This window comes from Haloarcula amylovorans (genome assembly GCF_004681185.1).
GTDB lineage: Archaea > Halobacteriota > Halobacteria > Halobacteriales > Haloarculaceae > Haloarcula > Haloarcula amylovorans.
The window spans coordinates 1,388,788-1,402,929 of the sequence record NZ_SRIF01000002.1; the positions used below are offsets into that span (position 1 = coordinate 1,388,788).

At 63.0% G+C, this 14,142-nt stretch carries 17 protein-coding genes, 1 tRNA gene and 1 other RNA gene; 12 read left to right on the forward strand and 7 right to left on the reverse strand.

The window, feature by feature from the left end; genetic code table 11:
* Positions 1–113: 113 nt before the first annotated feature.
* Complete coding sequence (locus tag E4S61_RS14360) at positions 114–1,574, forward strand: PAS domain S-box protein (RefSeq protein ID WP_135304611.1); 1,461 nt, start codon at positions 114–116, stop codon at positions 1,572–1,574.
* Between the two features lie 93 nt (positions 1,575–1,667).
* On the opposite strand, the gene E4S61_RS14365 is transcribed toward E4S61_RS14360, so the two are convergent.
* Positions 1,668–2,642, reverse strand: a complete 975-nt coding sequence (locus tag E4S61_RS14365; RefSeq protein ID WP_135304612.1) for a transcription initiation factor IIB — start codon at positions 2,640–2,642, stop codon at positions 1,668–1,670.
* Positions 2,643–2,865: 223 nt separating this feature from the next.
* On the opposite strand from E4S61_RS14365, the gene gatC reads away from it, so the two are divergent.
* The 5 genes from gatC (at position 2,866) to E4S61_RS14390 (ending at position 6,360) form a co-directional block, all read left to right on the forward strand.
* Positions 2,866–3,144, forward strand: coding sequence for an Asp-tRNA(Asn)/Glu-tRNA(Gln) amidotransferase subunit GatC (gene gatC, locus E4S61_RS14370; protein ID WP_135304613.1), 279 nt, complete (start codon positions 2,866–2,868; stop codon positions 3,142–3,144).
* A gap of 1 nt (position 3,145) precedes the next feature.
* The gene (gene gatA, locus E4S61_RS14375) at positions 3,146–4,423 is read left to right on the forward strand and encodes an Asp-tRNA(Asn)/Glu-tRNA(Gln) amidotransferase subunit GatA (protein WP_135304614.1); all 1,278 of its coding nucleotides are present in this window, start codon (positions 3,146–3,148) and stop codon (positions 4,421–4,423) included.
* A gap of 85 nt (positions 4,424–4,508) precedes the next feature.
* On the forward strand, positions 4,509–5,690 hold the full coding sequence (locus E4S61_RS14380) for a M48 family metallopeptidase (protein WP_135304615.1): 1,182 nt from the start codon (positions 4,509–4,511) through the stop codon (positions 5,688–5,690).
* Positions 5,691–5,730: 40 nt separating this feature from the next.
* Entirely contained in the window at positions 5,731–5,913 is a 183-nt protein-coding gene (locus tag E4S61_RS14385; RefSeq protein ID WP_135304616.1) for a hypothetical protein, read from the forward strand.
* A gap of 120 nt (positions 5,914–6,033) precedes the next feature.
* On the forward strand, positions 6,034–6,360 hold the full coding sequence (locus tag E4S61_RS14390; RefSeq protein WP_135304617.1) for a DUF7344 domain-containing protein: 327 nt from the start codon (positions 6,034–6,036) through the stop codon (positions 6,358–6,360).
* Positions 6,361–6,419: 59 nt separating this feature from the next.
* On the opposite strand, the gene E4S61_RS14395 is transcribed toward E4S61_RS14390, so the two are convergent.
* Positions 6,420–7,523 carry a glycosyltransferase gene (locus E4S61_RS14395; protein ID WP_135304618.1) on the reverse strand — a complete coding sequence of 368 codons (1,104 nt, stop codon included), beginning with the start codon at positions 7,521–7,523 and terminating at the stop codon, positions 6,420–6,422.
* Positions 7,524–7,688: 165 nt separating this feature from the next.
* A complete protein-coding gene (locus tag E4S61_RS14400) occupies positions 7,689–8,738 on the reverse strand; it encodes a glycosyltransferase family 4 protein (RefSeq protein WP_135304619.1) in 1,050 nt (349 codons plus the stop codon).
* Between the two features lie 100 nt (positions 8,739–8,838).
* Here E4S61_RS14400 and E4S61_RS14405 point away from each other — a divergent pair, with 100 nt between their 5' ends.
* The 4 genes from E4S61_RS14405 (at position 8,839) to E4S61_RS14420 (ending at position 11,070) form a co-directional block, all read left to right on the forward strand.
* On the forward strand, positions 8,839–9,126 hold the full coding sequence (locus E4S61_RS14405; protein WP_135304620.1) for a ribonuclease P protein component 4: 288 nt from the start codon (positions 8,839–8,841) through the stop codon (positions 9,124–9,126).
* 53 nt (positions 9,127–9,179) lie between these two features.
* The gene (locus E4S61_RS14410; protein ID WP_135304621.1) at positions 9,180–9,428 is read left to right on the forward strand and encodes a YhbY family RNA-binding protein; all 249 of its coding nucleotides are present in this window, start codon (positions 9,180–9,182) and stop codon (positions 9,426–9,428) included.
* Positions 9,428–10,309 (forward strand): mechanosensitive ion channel family protein, encoded by an 882-nt coding sequence (locus E4S61_RS14415; RefSeq protein WP_135304622.1) that lies wholly within the window; start codon positions 9,428–9,430, stop codon positions 10,307–10,309. The genes E4S61_RS14410 and E4S61_RS14415 overlap by 1 nt, the downstream gene beginning before the upstream one ends.
* An 86-nt stretch (positions 10,310–10,395) precedes the next feature.
* The gene (locus tag E4S61_RS14420) at positions 10,396–11,070 is read left to right on the forward strand and encodes an O-methyltransferase (RefSeq protein ID WP_135304623.1); all 675 of its coding nucleotides are present in this window, start codon (positions 10,396–10,398) and stop codon (positions 11,068–11,070) included.
* 75 nt (positions 11,071–11,145) lie between these two features.
* On the opposite strand, the gene E4S61_RS14425 is transcribed toward E4S61_RS14420, so the two are convergent.
* The 3 genes from E4S61_RS14425 to E4S61_RS14435 all read right to left on the reverse strand — a co-directional run bounded on the left by E4S61_RS14425 (position 11,146) and on the right by E4S61_RS14435 (position 12,390).
* Complete coding sequence (locus E4S61_RS14425; RefSeq protein WP_135304624.1) at positions 11,146–11,337, reverse strand: hypothetical protein; 192 nt, start codon at positions 11,335–11,337, stop codon at positions 11,146–11,148.
* Positions 11,338–11,600: 263 nt separating this feature from the next.
* An RNA gene (ffs, locus tag E4S61_RS14430) (signal recognition particle sRNA) lies at positions 11,601–11,912 on the reverse strand.
* Between the two features lie 64 nt (positions 11,913–11,976).
* Positions 11,977–12,390: a DUF7548 family protein gene (locus E4S61_RS14435; protein WP_135304625.1), complete on the reverse strand. Its 414-nt coding sequence runs from the start codon at positions 12,388–12,390 to the stop codon at positions 11,977–11,979.
* Positions 12,391–12,469: 79 nt separating this feature from the next.
* Between E4S61_RS14435 and E4S61_RS14440 the strand changes: the two genes are divergently transcribed.
* Entirely contained in the window at positions 12,470–12,793 is a 324-nt protein-coding gene (locus E4S61_RS14440; protein WP_135304626.1) for a DUF5798 family protein, read from the forward strand.
* Between the two features lie 84 nt (positions 12,794–12,877).
* Here E4S61_RS14440 and E4S61_RS14445 read toward each other — a convergent pair whose 3' ends face one another.
* Positions 12,878–13,510: a DUF7504 family protein gene (locus tag E4S61_RS14445; protein WP_135304627.1), complete on the reverse strand. Its 633-nt coding sequence runs from the start codon at positions 13,508–13,510 to the stop codon at positions 12,878–12,880.
* Between the two features lie 196 nt (positions 13,511–13,706).
* Here E4S61_RS14445 and E4S61_RS14450 point away from each other — a divergent pair.
* Positions 13,707–13,781: transfer RNA gene (locus tag E4S61_RS14450), tRNA-Arg, on the forward strand.
* Positions 13,782–14,142 lie beyond the last annotated feature (361 nt).

A 14,142-nucleotide genomic window follows, 5' to 3' on the forward strand; every position in this document is an offset into this window, starting at 1 on the left:
CAGTTTCGTCGAGAACAGCCGCTGCGACGAACGAGACATACCGCTCGGGTGCCGTCGGTGGCGGTAGGATAGACCCCTAAGCATAATTACTGCTTACTTCGATTGGGTATGGTATGGGGTACGCTTCGCGGATCATCGCCGGCGCCGGCGGGCGTCGATTACTCTTGGGTCTCGGCGGGCTCTACGTCTTGGTCGCCGCGGTTTTCCCTGCTACGCTCCTCCTCAGTGACAGAACGGCGAACTCGGTCACGATAATATCCGTTCTCACGGGCTCTGCTGGTCTCATTCTTTTCTATGGCGGTTATCGACTCCCGCGAACAGACATCCGACCCGACCTCTACGCCGACATCGCGGAGTGGTGTGTTCGGGGCATCGGGGTCATGCTCGGCATCCTCGGCTTCATACAGATAGTAAGCGGCCCCAATGACGTCGTGGCGAACGTTCTCATCCTCACGTCGCTCGCTGGTCTCGCCGGGTTCGGAATGGGAAACCACGACGCGCGAGCGAAAACCCGGGCGTTAGACGCAGAGGAACGACAGCGCGAGGCCGAACGCTACAGTCGGGAGCTCGAACGGTATCACACGATCGTCGAGACGGTCAACGACGGCATCTACGTCGCCGACGAGGACGACCGATTCACGCTCGCCAATGGGGCTTACGTCGACATGACCGGCTACGACCGCGAGGAACTCGTCGGCTCACAGGTTTCGCTCGTTCTGGACGAAACGTCCGTGACAACGGAGATTCGAAGCGACCTCGAAGCCGATATCGCCGGACGGAAGACCTACACCGCGACGATGCAGACGGCAGATGGAGAGCGCAGAGACATCGAGGCGAACGTCGCGCGTCTCCCGAGTACGGAGGGCAGCCCGTACGACAGAGTCGGCGTGGTCCGGGACGTCACCGAACGCAACGAGCGCGAACGGCGGCTCGAAGAACAAAACGAGCGACTGGACAGTTTCGCCGGGATGCTTGCCCACGAGTTGCGAAACCCGGTCAACATCGGTCAGATATACTCGAAACAACTGCCACGGGAGACGAATCCCGAGGCCGTCGAGTACGTCACGGAAGCGTTCGACCGCATCAACAACATGATCGACGTCATGTTGATCGTGACGCGAGGCCGAGAGGCGGTTTCGTCTCCCTCGTCGGTATCGCTTGCCGCCGTCATCGAGGCCGCGTGGGACGAGGTAGACGCACCCGATGCGACGCTCACGGTATCGCTCGATACGACGATACGAGCCGACGAGATATACGTACAACACTTGTTTCGGAATCTCTTCGAGAACAGCGTCGAACACGGCGGGCCCGACGTTACCGTCACCGTGGGCGGTTTACCGAACGGATTCTACGTCGAGGACGACGGTTCCGGTATCCCTGCCAATCTCCGGGAGACGGTGTTCGAGACGGGATACACGACGGCGAGCGAGCAGGGTGGGATGGGATTAGGACTGACGTTCGTCCACGAGATGGCCGATGTCTACGACTGGACGTGTACGGTGACAGAGAGCGAGAGTGGCGGCGCACGATTCGAGTTCGAGAACGTCGCCGTCGTCGAGAGCGTCGCCGAGTAGCGTCGCTGTCTCGGACGAAAGAGCCGAGCGGGAGTAGTCTTCACCGCGATAGCGGTGGTGACGAAACAGCGAAAATAACGGATTCGACCGCGTTTAGGGGTGGACGCTGTCTTCGGCTTCGAGCAGTTCGTGGTAGCGGTTGCGGATGGTGACCTCGGAGATGTTGGCAACTTCGCTCACCTCGTTCTGCGTGACCTTCTCGTTGGTCAACAGCGAGGCGGCGTACACTGCGGCGGCGGCGAGACCGACCGGCGACTTCCCGGAGTGGACGCCCTCCTCTTTGGCGTTCTGGAGGAGCTGGCGGGCCCGACGCTCGACTTCCTCGGAGAGGTCGAGGTCCGAGGAGAACCGCGGGACGTAGCTCTCGGGGTCCGCGGGCTGGATCTCGAGGCTCAGTTCCCGGACGACGTAGCGGTAGGTCCGGGCGATCTCGTCCTTCCCGACCCGGGAGACGTTAGCGATCTCGTCGAGCGACCGGGGCGTTCCGGCTTGCCGAGCGGCGGCGTACAGCGACGCCGTCGAGACGCCCTCGATGGAACGGCCCGGAAGCAGGTCCTCGTCCAGGGCTCGGCGATAGATGACGCTGGCCGTCTCGCGGACGTTCTCGGGGAGACCGAGTGCGGAGGCCATGCGGTCGATCTCGCCGAGTGCCTGCTTGAGATTTCGTTCCTTGGAATCGCGGGTGCGGAAGCGCTCGTTCCAGGTACGAAGACGCTGCATCTTCTCGCGCTGGCGCGAGGACAGGGAGTTGCCGTAGGCGTCCTTGTCCTGCCAGCCGATGTTGGTCGAGAGTCCCTTGTCGTGCATCATGTTCGTCGTCGGCGCGCCGACGCGGGACTTCTCGTCTTTCTCGCTGGCGTCGAACGCTCGCCACTCGGGGCCGGGGTCGATCTCGTCTTCCTCGACGACCAGGCCACACTCCTCACAGACCGTCTCGCCGCGCTCGCTGTCGGAGACCAGAGAACCGCCACACTCGGGACAGACAGCGGTCTCCTCCTTCTCCTCCGCTGTCTGCTCCTCTTTGGTTTCTCGCTCACTCGTGTATCGACGGATGGTGGTGTCAGTCATTGGTTAGGGACAACCGGGTCTGGAAGCCCGAAAAGCGCTCTCTGTGCTCTTTTGTTGTAGGGTGAGCGACTTAAATCCTTTGCCTGCATTGCAAGCCAATCTTGGCGTTTCGGAAAACTCACTTCCCAATACGATATACAATACTGCGAATATATGAACCAGCCCCAACAGTTTGGCCGCAAGTTTCGAAACGCTTACCGCTTGGCCACTACTTCGGCCGGACATGAGCGACAACGCCGTCGAGTCGGACGAGGTCCGACACGTCGCAGATCTCGCCCGCGTCGACCTCGACGACGCGGAGGTCGAGCGGTTCACCGAGCAGTTCGGTGAGATTCTGGCCGCCTTCGAGGCCCTCGATGAGGTGCCTGAGACCGACCGCGAGGCCGATCTGACCAACGTGATGCGTCCCGACGAGATTCGTGAGGGACTGACACAGGAAGAGGCGCTCCAGAACGCCCCGGAATCCGAAGCGGGCCAGTTCAAAGGGCCGAAGGTGTCGTGAGATGACCGACTACAACGGCTACATCGCCACCGAGACCATCGACGGCGACGAGGACGGGCCACTCGCCGGCCGTACCGTCGCGGTCAAAGACAACATCTCGACCGAAGGCGTCCGCACCACCTGCGGGTCGAAGATGCTCGAAGACTACGTCCCGCCGTACGACGCGACGGTCGTCAGCCGGCTGAAATCGGCCGGTGCGACCATCCCCGGGAAGACGAACATGGACGAGTTCGGGATGGGGACGACGACGGAGACATCGGCGTTCGGGGCCGTCGAGAACCCCGTCGCAGAGGGCCGCGTTCCCGGTGGCTCCTCAGGCGGGTCGGCGGCCGTCGTCGCGGCCGGTGACGCCGACATGGCACTCGGCAGTGATACCGGCGGGTCGATTCGCTGCCCCGCCGCGTTCTGTGGCGTCGTCGGCATCAAGCCCACGTACGGGCTGGTCTCACGCTACGGCCTCGTCGCCTACGCCAACAGCCTCGAACAGATCGGCCCGATAGCGCCCTCGGTCGAAGAAGCGGCCGAACTTTTGGATGTCATCGCTGGCCCGGACGAACGGGACGGTACCACGCGGGAAGCGCCCGCCGCGGGCGAGGAGTACGCCGAAGCGGCCGACGGCGATGTCGACGGCCTCTCGATTGGCGTCCCGACCGAACTCGTCGAGGGGGCCGACGAGGCCGTCGTCGAGACGTTCTGGGATGCGATGGCCGAGCTCGAATCGCAGGGTGCGACCTACCACGAGGTCGACCTCCCGAGCGTCGAACACGCCGTCGAGGCGTACTACGTCATCGCCATGTCCGAGGCGTCCTCGAACCTCGCGCGGTTCGACGGCGTTCGCTACGGGCAAAGCGGTGGCTACGACGGTAACTGGAACGAGTCGTTCGCCAACGCCCGCGAGGAGGGCTTCGGCGAGGAGGTCAAACGCCGGGTCCTGCTGGGGACGTACGCGCTCTCGGCAGGCTATCACGACAAGTACTACAAGAAGGCACAGGACGCCCGCGCGTGGGTCAAACAGGACTTCGACGAGGCGCTTTCTGACGCCGACGTGCTGGCCTCCCCGACCATGCCGGTCCCACCGATGAAACGCGGCGAGAGCTTAGAGGACCCGCTGACGATGTACCTCGCCGACGCCAACACGACGCCGGTCAACCTCGCCAACCTCCCCGCGATCTCCGTGCCCGCGGGGGAGACGAGCGAGGGACTGCCGGTCGGTCTCCAACTGGTCGGTCCGGCCTTTGGCGAGAAGACGATCATTCGGGCCGGAAGCGCACTCGCGTAGGGTTCGCGCTCGTCTGCGAGGTCGATACGGCTCGACACCCACTCGCGGCAACAGGTTTTTGATTCGCCAATTCGAAGGCTAAACGATGTCCCCCTCCACTCCCACCACCTGGCGACTCCGCGCCCGCCTGCTGGCACTCGGCGCAGTGCTGGTCGCCTTCGACATCGTCGCCGTCGCCGCGGCGTACGTCCTCGCTCACGTCGCGTTCGGACTGGCCCCGCTCTTCGCCTACCAGTACGACCACCTGTTCTGGACGATGAGCTTCGATTACGTTCCGCTGTGGGTCGCTCTGGCCGTCGGGACCCCGCTAACGCTCGTCGTGCAGTCGGTGTTCGGCTATCGGATGACGCTGCGCGATGCGCTCGCCGACGGCGAACGCACGGCCGAACAGACACCCGACAGCGTCGCGGCGATGCGCGAGAAGATCGATCGCTCGGCGACCGCACGGACGGTCAGCGACCGAGTCGAACGACTGGCATACACGGCGAACATGACCACACCGGACGTCTCGGTCATCGAATCCGCAGCACCGAACAGCTTCGTCGCCGGACGACCCGGCGAGCAGACGCTGTTCGTGACGACGACGCTGCTCGAACGCTTAGACGACGACGAACTCGACGCCGTGTTGGCTCATGAACTCGCCCACCTCAAGAACGGCGACGCGTTCGTGATGACCGCGGCCGCGTTCCTCCCAGCGGTCACTACTCGGTTCAACGCCGCGCTCGGTCGCTATCTCACGCAGTCGGTGCTAGCCGGGTGGTTCCTTGGCCGAGGGGAGACCGGCGGTGAGGAAACGAACGGCGACGATGACGACGACAGTTCACACGGGTTCACGCAGGCGGACTTCGCGATGATCCCGTTCGCGCTCGTCGCGATGCCGACCGTGGCCGCGCTCTATCTCGCCAGTACAGCCTGCTACCGCCTCCTCTCGCGCATTCGTGAGTATTCGGCAGACGCCGGCGGCGTCGCCATCTGTGGCTCGCCCGCCGCGCTCGCGGGCGCACTCGAAACACTGACGGGCGACCAGCGGCCGACGGCGGACGTTCGCGCCGCCCAGACTGGCGTCCGCGAGCTGTGTGTACTGCCGTACGCGATCGCGAACGGAGAGAGCGAGACGCCGACGACCAGAGCGGCCCGCATCGCCCACCGCTGGAATCAGTTCTGCGAGCGCGTCCTCCCGGATTCTCATCCGGACGTAACCGACCGCCTCGATGCTCTTGGCGCGCGTCAGACCGACCTTGACGGCAGGGACGGGTCGGCGCGCTGACCGACGACACGATTTACGTACTGGCGACCGTCGACCCGATATGACAGACGACGACGGGCCATTGGGATGGGTTCACTGGCCGACGGTGTTGAAAGCCGCCGTCGCCGGTATCGGCATCGGGATGATTCTCGCGCTGGTCGTACAGGACTTCGTCTTCGGCGTTCTGTTCGGACTGGTCAACGGCGTCGCGTTCGGCATCGGCCGGTCGTACACTCGGTCGTGACGAATCGACGGGGGCTGTCGCGAAAGACAACCTAGGTGTCTAGGCTACACTCTTACTGGTCCGGCTGACAATATATCGTACCGGTGCCGGTGGACGCTGGCACACGTCGAGTTAAGACCCATGTCGAACACAACAACAGTGCAGTCAGACGGGTGGAGTGAGCTAACTCACCTCTCTGCGAACGAGCGGTATCTCCTGTTAGCGTCCGACCGACGGCGCGTCCTCTTAGACGCCCTCAAAGAGACGACGGTGCCGGCCGCCCTCGTCGCGCTGGCGACGGAAGTCGCAGCCCGTGAAGAGGGTCTCGACGCAGGCGACGACGAGGCGGTGGAGCGAGTCGCAGTCACGCTGCATCACAACCACTTGCCGAGGATGGAAGACGCCGACCTCCTCCGGTATGACGCGTCGACGAACTGCGTCATCGCCGAAAACGTCTCGACAGAGTGATCCAGACGACCGACCTCTTCGAGCCCTCGGCAGCGTGCGCTCGCTCGGTGGCGTCTGTCCTATAGGACGTGTTTGTAGACGCTTCCCAGTCGGTCGACGGCGTGTTCGACGCTCACTGATTCGCGGCGAGCAAGGCAGTTCTCACGAAGCCGCTCGCGCTCGTCGAGAGTTCGCTCGATCGCTTCGCGGAACCGTCCCACGTCACCCTCTGGATAGGTGTAGCCGGTTTTACCCTCGTCGATGGTGTCGCTGAGCGCACCGGCGTCGACGGCGGCGACGGGGGTACCACAGCAGTTCGCTTCGAGCGCGACTAACCCCTGCGTCTCGACCGGACTGGGAAATGCGAATACGTCGAGGGCCGCGTACAATTGGGGCAGTTCCTCGCGGTCGAGGAACCCCAGAAAACGGACGTCGAGGTCCATCTCGGCGGCTTTCGCTTCGAGCGAGTCTCTGGCCGGGCCGTTGCCACCGAAGACGACAGTCACGTCCAGTCCATCACAGGCCGTGAGGATGTCGTCGAGACACTTCTCGTGCCCGTGGCGGCCGGTGTACCCCACCAGCGGGCCGTCCGAGAGATCGTGGCGCTCTCTGAACGCCGCCGTCTCGACCGGCTCGAAGAAGTCGATATCGACGCCGTTGGAGATTATCTCGATGTCGGCGTCGGTCCCGACCGTCTCGCGAACGTGGGTCGCGGTGCGGTCGCTGGGGGCAACGATGACGTCGGCGCGGTCGAGGAACCACCGCTCGTAGTGTTCGGCACTCGACTGGACCGCGGATTCGACGGCCCCGTTCGAGGAGAGGTATTCGGCGTACTCGCCGGTCGGCGTGTGATAGGACACCACGAGCGGCGCGTCGAGTCTGCGAGCGAGTCGCTGCCCCGCCATTCCGAGGCTAAAGGGCGTGTGGGCGTGGACGAGGTCGGCCCCCTCGACGGCGTCGGGGATCTGGGGCATTCCCAGTCGGTATCCCTCGTAGAACGGGAACGGGAGGCTCCTGACGGGGAACTCGCCCGGCTCGGGGCCGTGGTCGCTCCGGGGGTAGACGACATCCATGCGGCCGCCGCGGGCGTTCCAGCGGTCCCGCCACGTCTTGACCGTGTAGGTCACGCCGTTGACGGTCGGCAGATACGTGTCGGTGAACGCGGCCACCTGCGGCAGTGCCATCGCCGCGGCGTAATCAGACCAGCGGGTAAACCCTTGCTATTGGCCGCCGCCGACTGACTCGACGAGCGTTGCTGTCGACGGCCCACTTCCGAACTGACAGCCGACTCCAGTCGCAGTCGTCGTAGCTGACGAGCTCTGGCCCGATGCGGTCGCTCTCGCTGGGAGTCAGCGCACGTCCTCGTAGGCCGCGACCAACTGCTCGCCGACTCGGTCGAGTCCGTGTTCGCGGGCCGTCTCTTTGGCGTTCTCGCCCAGTCGCTCCCGGAGGTCGGGATCGGCTTCGAGGCGTTCGAGGGCGGCTTCGAACTCGGCCTCATCCTCGCAGATGAGACAGTCGTGACCATCCTCGTAGTACTCCTGGAAGACGGGGATGTCAGAAAGGACGACGGCCTTCCCGCAGGCCATCGCCTCTAAGACGACGATGCCCTGGTTCTCGACTTTCGAGGGGAACAGGAACACGTCGCCCGCTCCATACGCCCCGCGAATGTCCTCGACCCAGCCCGTGAACGTCACGTTCTCGGGCGGGTTCGAGGCCCACCGTTTGACCGTTTTCGACCCGTGCGGCCCGTCGTCGTAGGTCCCGAACCACGCGAAGTCGTAGTCCGTTCGCTGGGCCAGTTCACAGAACGTCGTCAGCCCCTTGCGCTCGAAGACGCTGCCGACGGCGAAGACGGTCATCCCCTCCAAACCGTAGCGCTCGCGGTACTCCTCGCGGAACGACTCGAATCCGGAGAGGGGTTCCGCGTCGACGCCATTGGTGATTGGGTGGATGGGAGCGTCGACAGGATACGATTCGAGGACGCCCTTCGTGTACTCGGAGGGGCAGAGGACGAGGTCCGCCTGTGAGTAGAACCGCTTGAGGTACTTCCCGAGCGCCGGAGCCACGAGGTTCGAGCCGCGGAAACTCCCCTCGAAGTCCTCTCGGGTGACGTGAGCGTGGAGGACGAGCGGGATGTCGTTGCGGTTCGCGTGGCGGGCAACGGCAACCGACCCCGGCCCGATCATGTTGCAGTGAGCGACGTCGTATTCCTGAAAAATCGGGTCGTCGAAGGCGAGGGTTCCCCCGAGCGCCCACGCGGGGTGACCGTCGGCCCACGGCGTCGTGAGCACGTCGATGTCGGTGTCGGCGAGTGCCTGTCGCTGGTGGGCGACTGACGTGGCGATGCCCGACCGCTCCAGCTGGTCGGCGAGTTCGAGGTAGTTCAGGACGCGCACGCCCGGCCTGACCGCCGCCGCGAGCAAAACTGTACCGACTCCACCGTAGCGAACTTCGCGGTTCGGAAAGCGTTTCTGCACCCGGTCCCGACTACCGCCGATGCCCGACGAGACAACCATCGCCCGGGAGCGCATCGATCGCCTCCACGCGATGGCCCGCGAGGCCGTCGGCGAGGGGCGCGAGGATCGCGCCCGCGAGTACGTCCGCACGGCGCGGCGCATCGCCGAACGCCACCGCCTCCGCCTCCCGCGGGAGTTCGAACGGTCTATATGTCGCTCGTGCGATACGTTTCTCGTTCCGGGCCGAAACGCCCGCGTTCGAACCCAGTCCGGCCACGTCGTCGTCACCTGTTCCTGTGGTGAACACTCCCGATACCCGTACCGCTGAGCGGTTTCCGTGACTGTTGGTTTTATGAGTCCCACGGACTTTATCTCGGGCATATGACCGATACGTCGCGCAAACAGCGGATACACGATCTCGACGCAACGCTCCGCGTCGGGAAGAACGGTATCGAGTCCGTCGTCGACGAACTAGATTCCCAACTCGAAGAGAACGAGTTCGTGAAGGTTCGATTCCTCCGGTCGGCCCGCGGTGGCACGAGTAGCGAGGAACTGGCCGAGAAACTCACCGAACACATCAATGCCGAGGTCGTGCAAGTCCGGGGCCATACGGCGGTGTTCGAGAAATGATGCAGGTCGCGCCAGTCGCCAACCTCCTCGAACAGTTCATGCCGGAGGGGCTCGCGGGGACGCTGGCGCAAGCAATCGTCTTCATCGCCGTCTTCTTCGCGGTCTATCTGCTCGGGCGGGCGACTGTCGTCCCCATCATCGATCGGTCGTTACAGTCCCGTGATCTCGACAAACACGCGCGAAACCCGATAAAGAAACTCGCAAGTATCGCCATCGTCTTCGTCGCCATCGCGGTGGCGTTCGGATTCGCCCAGTACAGCGGCTTCCTGCAGTCGCTCGCGACTATCGCCGCCGCGGCGACGCTCGCGCTCGGTCTCGCCATGCAGGACACCATCTCCAACTTCGTCGCTGGCGTCTTCATTTTCACCGACAAGCCGTTCCGCATCGGTGACTGGATCGAGTGGGACGACCACGCCGGCGTCGTTGAGGATATCAGCCTCCGGGTCTCTCGGGTTCGAACTTTCGATAACGAACTCCTGACGGTCCCCAACTCTCAGCTCACCGACGGCGTCATCAAGAACCCCGTGGCCAAGGACCAACTCCGCCTGAAGTTCGTCTTCGGCATCGGCTACGACGACGACATCGACAAAGCGACCGACATCATCATCAAAGAGGCGCACAACCACGTCGGCATCTTAGACGACCCCGCGCCCTCGGTTCGGCTCATCGAACTCGGCGACTCCTCCGTCGGCCTCCAGTCCCGAATCTGGATCGACAACCCCAGTCGAGCTGACTTCGTAAAAACCCGCGGCGAGTACGTCCAGTCCGTGAAAGAACGGTTCGACGAGGAGGGCATCGATATCCCCTACCCCAACCGCACCGTCGGCGGCGGGCTCGAACTCGCCGGGATGGACGGCGTCCTCGAACCCGCAGACGACTGATAGAAACTGTTGTAGCGGTTTGCCGGGACGTGCGGAGCCACCCTACACAACTGACATATACGGCATCGGGAGAACGATGATATGCCATGTCGATGCTTCACACAGAGTCGGTAGATAGACTGCTCTCGCTCGCGAGCCCTGACGAGGATCCCGTGGTCGAAGCGATGGAGCGACGTGCCCGACAGGAGGGCTTCCCGACCGTCGGTCACGAGGTGGGGTCGGCCCTTCGTTTGTTCGCTCGCCTCGCCAACGCGACGTCGGTGTTCGAGTTCGGGTCGGGCTTTGGTTACTCGGCGTACTGGCTCGCGCCCGCCGTCGGGAGCGAGGGGAGTATCGTCCTCACCGAAGTCGACGAAGACGAACTCGAACTGGCGCGGGAGTACTTCGAACGCGGTGGCTACGAGGATCGGGCAGTCTTCGAACTCGGCGACGCACTCGATGTCGTTGGACGGTACGATGGACCGTTCGATATGGTACTTCTGGACCACGAGAACGGTCGATACGTCGATGCGTTCGAGGCGGTTCGCGAGAAAGTTCGGCTCGGTGGCCTCGTCGTCGCGGACAACGTCTTACACACCGCGGAGATGGACCCCGAGGAGTTAGAAATACGGCTGACGGACGACACCGCGAGGGTACCTGGTTCGCCCGCCGACGAACTCGGGACGTATCTCGAACACGTCCGGGCGGACCCCGATTTCGAGACGACCGTACTTCCCGTCGGCGAGGGGTTGTTCGCTACCGTCCGAGTCGCGGACCGCTGAACGGTGCTCGTGGCCATTTCCACGCTGACCGTCGCCCGGCCGCGTTGTCGATATCTCGGGAGTTGATGGAGGGTATCACTCGATGTCGCGTATGGCGGCCACATCTGATCCTTCGTGCTTGCAGAACATGAAGACGCTGAACGCCAGAATTGCGAAAAACCCTCCCGCGAGGATGACAGGGGCGAACTGCGTCGTCAGTGTGATTATCAGCGGGAGCGTTCCGACGGTGAACAACGAGGTAAAGACGGTCCAGTGAACAATCTCCATAGCTGACTCGCCGAGTGTAAGTAAAAAGACACTAATGGCCAGTCTCTCTGTCTCGTAGCTCAGATAGTTACGTGGTGTTTCGCAGGCGGTACTCACTGCTCGGGACGGACGAAATTGCAGGTAATGACCGTGATAGTAGGGAAAGATAGCGAAAGCAGAGACAGACGCCGTTCGGACGTTCGACCGGATGTGCCGAGCAGAGCGCCGACTCTCGGATTCGAGGATACTGTAGGCACTCTGGGGGATTATATGTCGAATGAATGAGATGGACCCCGGGTTTGCCCGGCGTTCGGACGTGGGTAATCCCGTTTGCCTTCTCCACCCCGCGACCCCACGAGCGACGGGTGTTCGATGGTCCGCTGCTCACTTCCGTGCCTGACGGGCTGCCATCGACTAACCACGTGGGCGCATCCCTGCAGATGCGACCACGTGGACCGCCGTCCCCGTGGGACGAGGCTTCTACGTTGGCTCACGGGGTCCACGTCCGTCTGACCGGACGCCCCCGGGTTTCGGTCCCCGCTAATGACCATAGCGCGGGCGTAGAGGGGGGCCAAGCCCCTCGACCTAGTCCACACGGAAAATCTGCCGCCGCCACATAAGGGCCTTTCGGAACATCGGGGGACTGCGCCCGGATTGCGGTCAGAAGAGTCGTAGCGCGCGGGCGAACCATGCCGCGCCGAGGGGGACCAGAAGGGCAACGGCGACGACCGCCCAGCGGTGGTGCTCGATGAGCGTCGATTCGGTCAGTCCGAGCACCAGACTCACGGGCACCGTCATCGCCCACAAGAGGGTGAGACCGACGATGAACAGCCCGAGAACGATAGCGGCTCCAGCGGCGACACTCGGGTCCGTCCGTCCTTCGCGACCGGCAGCGAAGACGATGATCGCGACGAGCGCGAAGACCGCAGGGATCACCGGAGAGAGGGCACCGGAGGCGTAGTACGCTCCGACGGCACTGGTCGTCTCGACGAGGAGGTACGGCACCGCGAGGGCGAGAAGATAGAGCACACAGCCGACGATACCGACGGTTGGCGCGGTCCGCAAGTCGTCCATAGCGATGGTCCGAACGGCGGCGTCTTAACGGCGACGTTCGAGCGAAACGACGAAATGGTTACTGATCATACTCCTGTGCATGGGATTAGGTTCGACGGCGAAGAAATTGCAGAAAGTCGCCGACATCGCCGATGACCTCTATACGAAGGTCAACGAACTCAAAGCACAGTTGCAGGACCTCCGCGGCACGGTCGAAGCGACCAACACCCGAGTCGACGAGATCGACGGACGATTAGACGAGCAGCGAGCGCTGCTCGAAGCGATCGCAGAGGAGCAAGGCGTCGACACCGACGCCGTCCTCACCGACGCGCTCATCGAGGACGCCGAAGGCTCGACGGCCAAGTCGGACGCGGCCACGGAGTCGGGAGAGACGGAGGCAGACGCGAAGTCGAGCGACGACTGAGACTGTTGTCACTGTGTCCCGATATTCGCCGATCCGTGACGGCGAATCACGGCATGAACTACGAGAGTACATATTATCGGTCGCCTACAGGTCGATCGTTCGGTCCTCGAACGTCGTTCCGGACAGCGTCGCCGTCTCCGCGTCGACCGTTATCGTGCCGTCGAACAGTCGTGTGAGCGTATCGAGGGTCTCCTCGTCGTGAACCGTCGATTCGATGGTGTACAGTCCCAGCGCGTCGGCGTTCTCGACGCGCGACGTGAAGACGTGCATGAACTGAAACACGGTCTGGAGATTAGTGTACAGCAGCAACGTCGTGAGCGAATCGAGGAACACGCGCATCCGTTCGACCCGCCCCTCGACGTAGTACGACTGAACGAACTCGGCGAATTTGACACCCAGTCCCGTCATGTCGTTTGGCGAGGACACGTACTTCGTGTAGTCGTCTGCCTCCACCGCGTGGCCTCTGTGCTGTGTGACGGCATCGACGATCCCGATGGCGTTTGTCGCCATCTCGTCGAAGAGCGTGCCGTAGTCGGTTCGGATTCGCTCAGCGCTATCGCGGGTCGAGACGACGACCGTCCCCTCAGTAGTCGCCGCTCCAGCGGCGAGGATCTCCATCGCTAACTGGCGTTTACCCGTCAGTGGCGGGCCGCGGAGGAGGAGATTCGTCCCGGGCTCGACCGACGTCTCCGTGAAACGGGGTCCAAGGTCGTACATTATAGTGACCGATGCTCGCTCGGCTCTCCATTGGCACGGCGGCGTCGTTTGTATCTCCCCGCATCGACATATATTCTTTTCCGTACCAATAGAAAGTTGGACAGGCACGCGCAAGATGGCTACCTGTTGCCCGATCGCGGTCGACGGAAACGAATCGGTTGGTTTAAACCGGACTGGTGGATTATGTCTGAACACAGGGCGCTTAGCTCAGCCTGGACAGAGTGCTTGGCTTCGGACCAAACCGTCGGGGGTTCAAATCCCTCAGCGCCCGTGATTTCTGCGTGAACGACAGTAAGCACGGAGGAGCGTCAGCTGAGGAATTTGCAGCAGGGAGGAGCTTGCTCCGACCGTAGTTCAAACCTCTCAGAATCCGTCTTCTACGCGACGACAGGACACGAGGAGTGAGAAGTGAACCAATGAGCATTTGAAGGAGCGAACCCCGTGCGCAGCGAGGGAATCGCGTGGTTTCGAACCCTCGGTACCCGTCTTTTCGTAGGGGAGAAACTGTCCGGCAACGGCGAAACGAGCTACCGATCGAGCGCAGCGCCGAGGCGTTCCTTCGATGGATAAACGGACGTGCGGTCGTCGCCAGCATCCCTTTCGAGGGTGTTATAGTATTGTACTATTATCAC

What these genes read in the sequence shown, in the direction of transcription:
- E4S61_RS14360 (WP_135304611.1), top strand. Translation starts at nt 114, where the DNA reads ATGGGGTACGCTTCGCGGATCATCGCCGGCGCCGGCGGGCGTCGATTA.
- E4S61_RS14365 (WP_135304612.1), bottom strand. Translation starts at nt 2,642, where the DNA reads ATGACTGACACCACCATCCGTCGATACACGAGTGAGCGAGAAACCAAA.
- gatC (WP_135304613.1), top strand. Translation starts at nt 2,866, where the DNA reads ATGAGCGACAACGCCGTCGAGTCGGACGAGGTCCGACACGTCGCAGAT.
- gatA (WP_135304614.1), top strand. Translation starts at nt 3,146, where the DNA reads ATGACCGACTACAACGGCTACATCGCCACCGAGACCATCGACGGCGAC.
- E4S61_RS14380 (WP_135304615.1), top strand. Translation starts at nt 4,509, where the DNA reads ATGTCCCCCTCCACTCCCACCACCTGGCGACTCCGCGCCCGCCTGCTG.
- E4S61_RS14385 (WP_135304616.1), top strand. Translation starts at nt 5,731, where the DNA reads ATGACAGACGACGACGGGCCATTGGGATGGGTTCACTGGCCGACGGTG.
- E4S61_RS14390 (WP_135304617.1), top strand. Translation starts at nt 6,034, where the DNA reads ATGTCGAACACAACAACAGTGCAGTCAGACGGGTGGAGTGAGCTAACT.
- E4S61_RS14395 (WP_135304618.1), bottom strand. Translation starts at nt 7,523, where the DNA reads ATGGCACTGCCGCAGGTGGCCGCGTTCACCGACACGTATCTGCCGACC.
- E4S61_RS14405 (WP_135304620.1), top strand. Translation starts at nt 8,839, where the DNA reads ATGCCCGACGAGACAACCATCGCCCGGGAGCGCATCGATCGCCTCCAC.
- E4S61_RS14410 (WP_135304621.1), top strand. Translation starts at nt 9,180, where the DNA reads ATGACCGATACGTCGCGCAAACAGCGGATACACGATCTCGACGCAACG.
- E4S61_RS14415 (WP_135304622.1), top strand. Translation starts at nt 9,428, where the DNA reads ATGCAGGTCGCGCCAGTCGCCAACCTCCTCGAACAGTTCATGCCGGAG.
- E4S61_RS14420 (WP_135304623.1), top strand. Translation starts at nt 10,396, where the DNA reads ATGTCGATGCTTCACACAGAGTCGGTAGATAGACTGCTCTCGCTCGCG.
- E4S61_RS14425 (WP_135304624.1), bottom strand. Translation starts at nt 11,337, where the DNA reads ATGGAGATTGTTCACTGGACCGTCTTTACCTCGTTGTTCACCGTCGGA.
- E4S61_RS14435 (WP_135304625.1), bottom strand. Translation starts at nt 12,390, where the DNA reads ATGGACGACTTGCGGACCGCGCCAACCGTCGGTATCGTCGGCTGTGTG.
- E4S61_RS14440 (WP_135304626.1), top strand. Translation starts at nt 12,470, where the DNA reads ATGGGATTAGGTTCGACGGCGAAGAAATTGCAGAAAGTCGCCGACATC.
- E4S61_RS14445 (WP_135304627.1), bottom strand. Translation starts at nt 13,510, where the DNA reads ATGTACGACCTTGGACCCCGTTTCACGGAGACGTCGGTCGAGCCCGGG.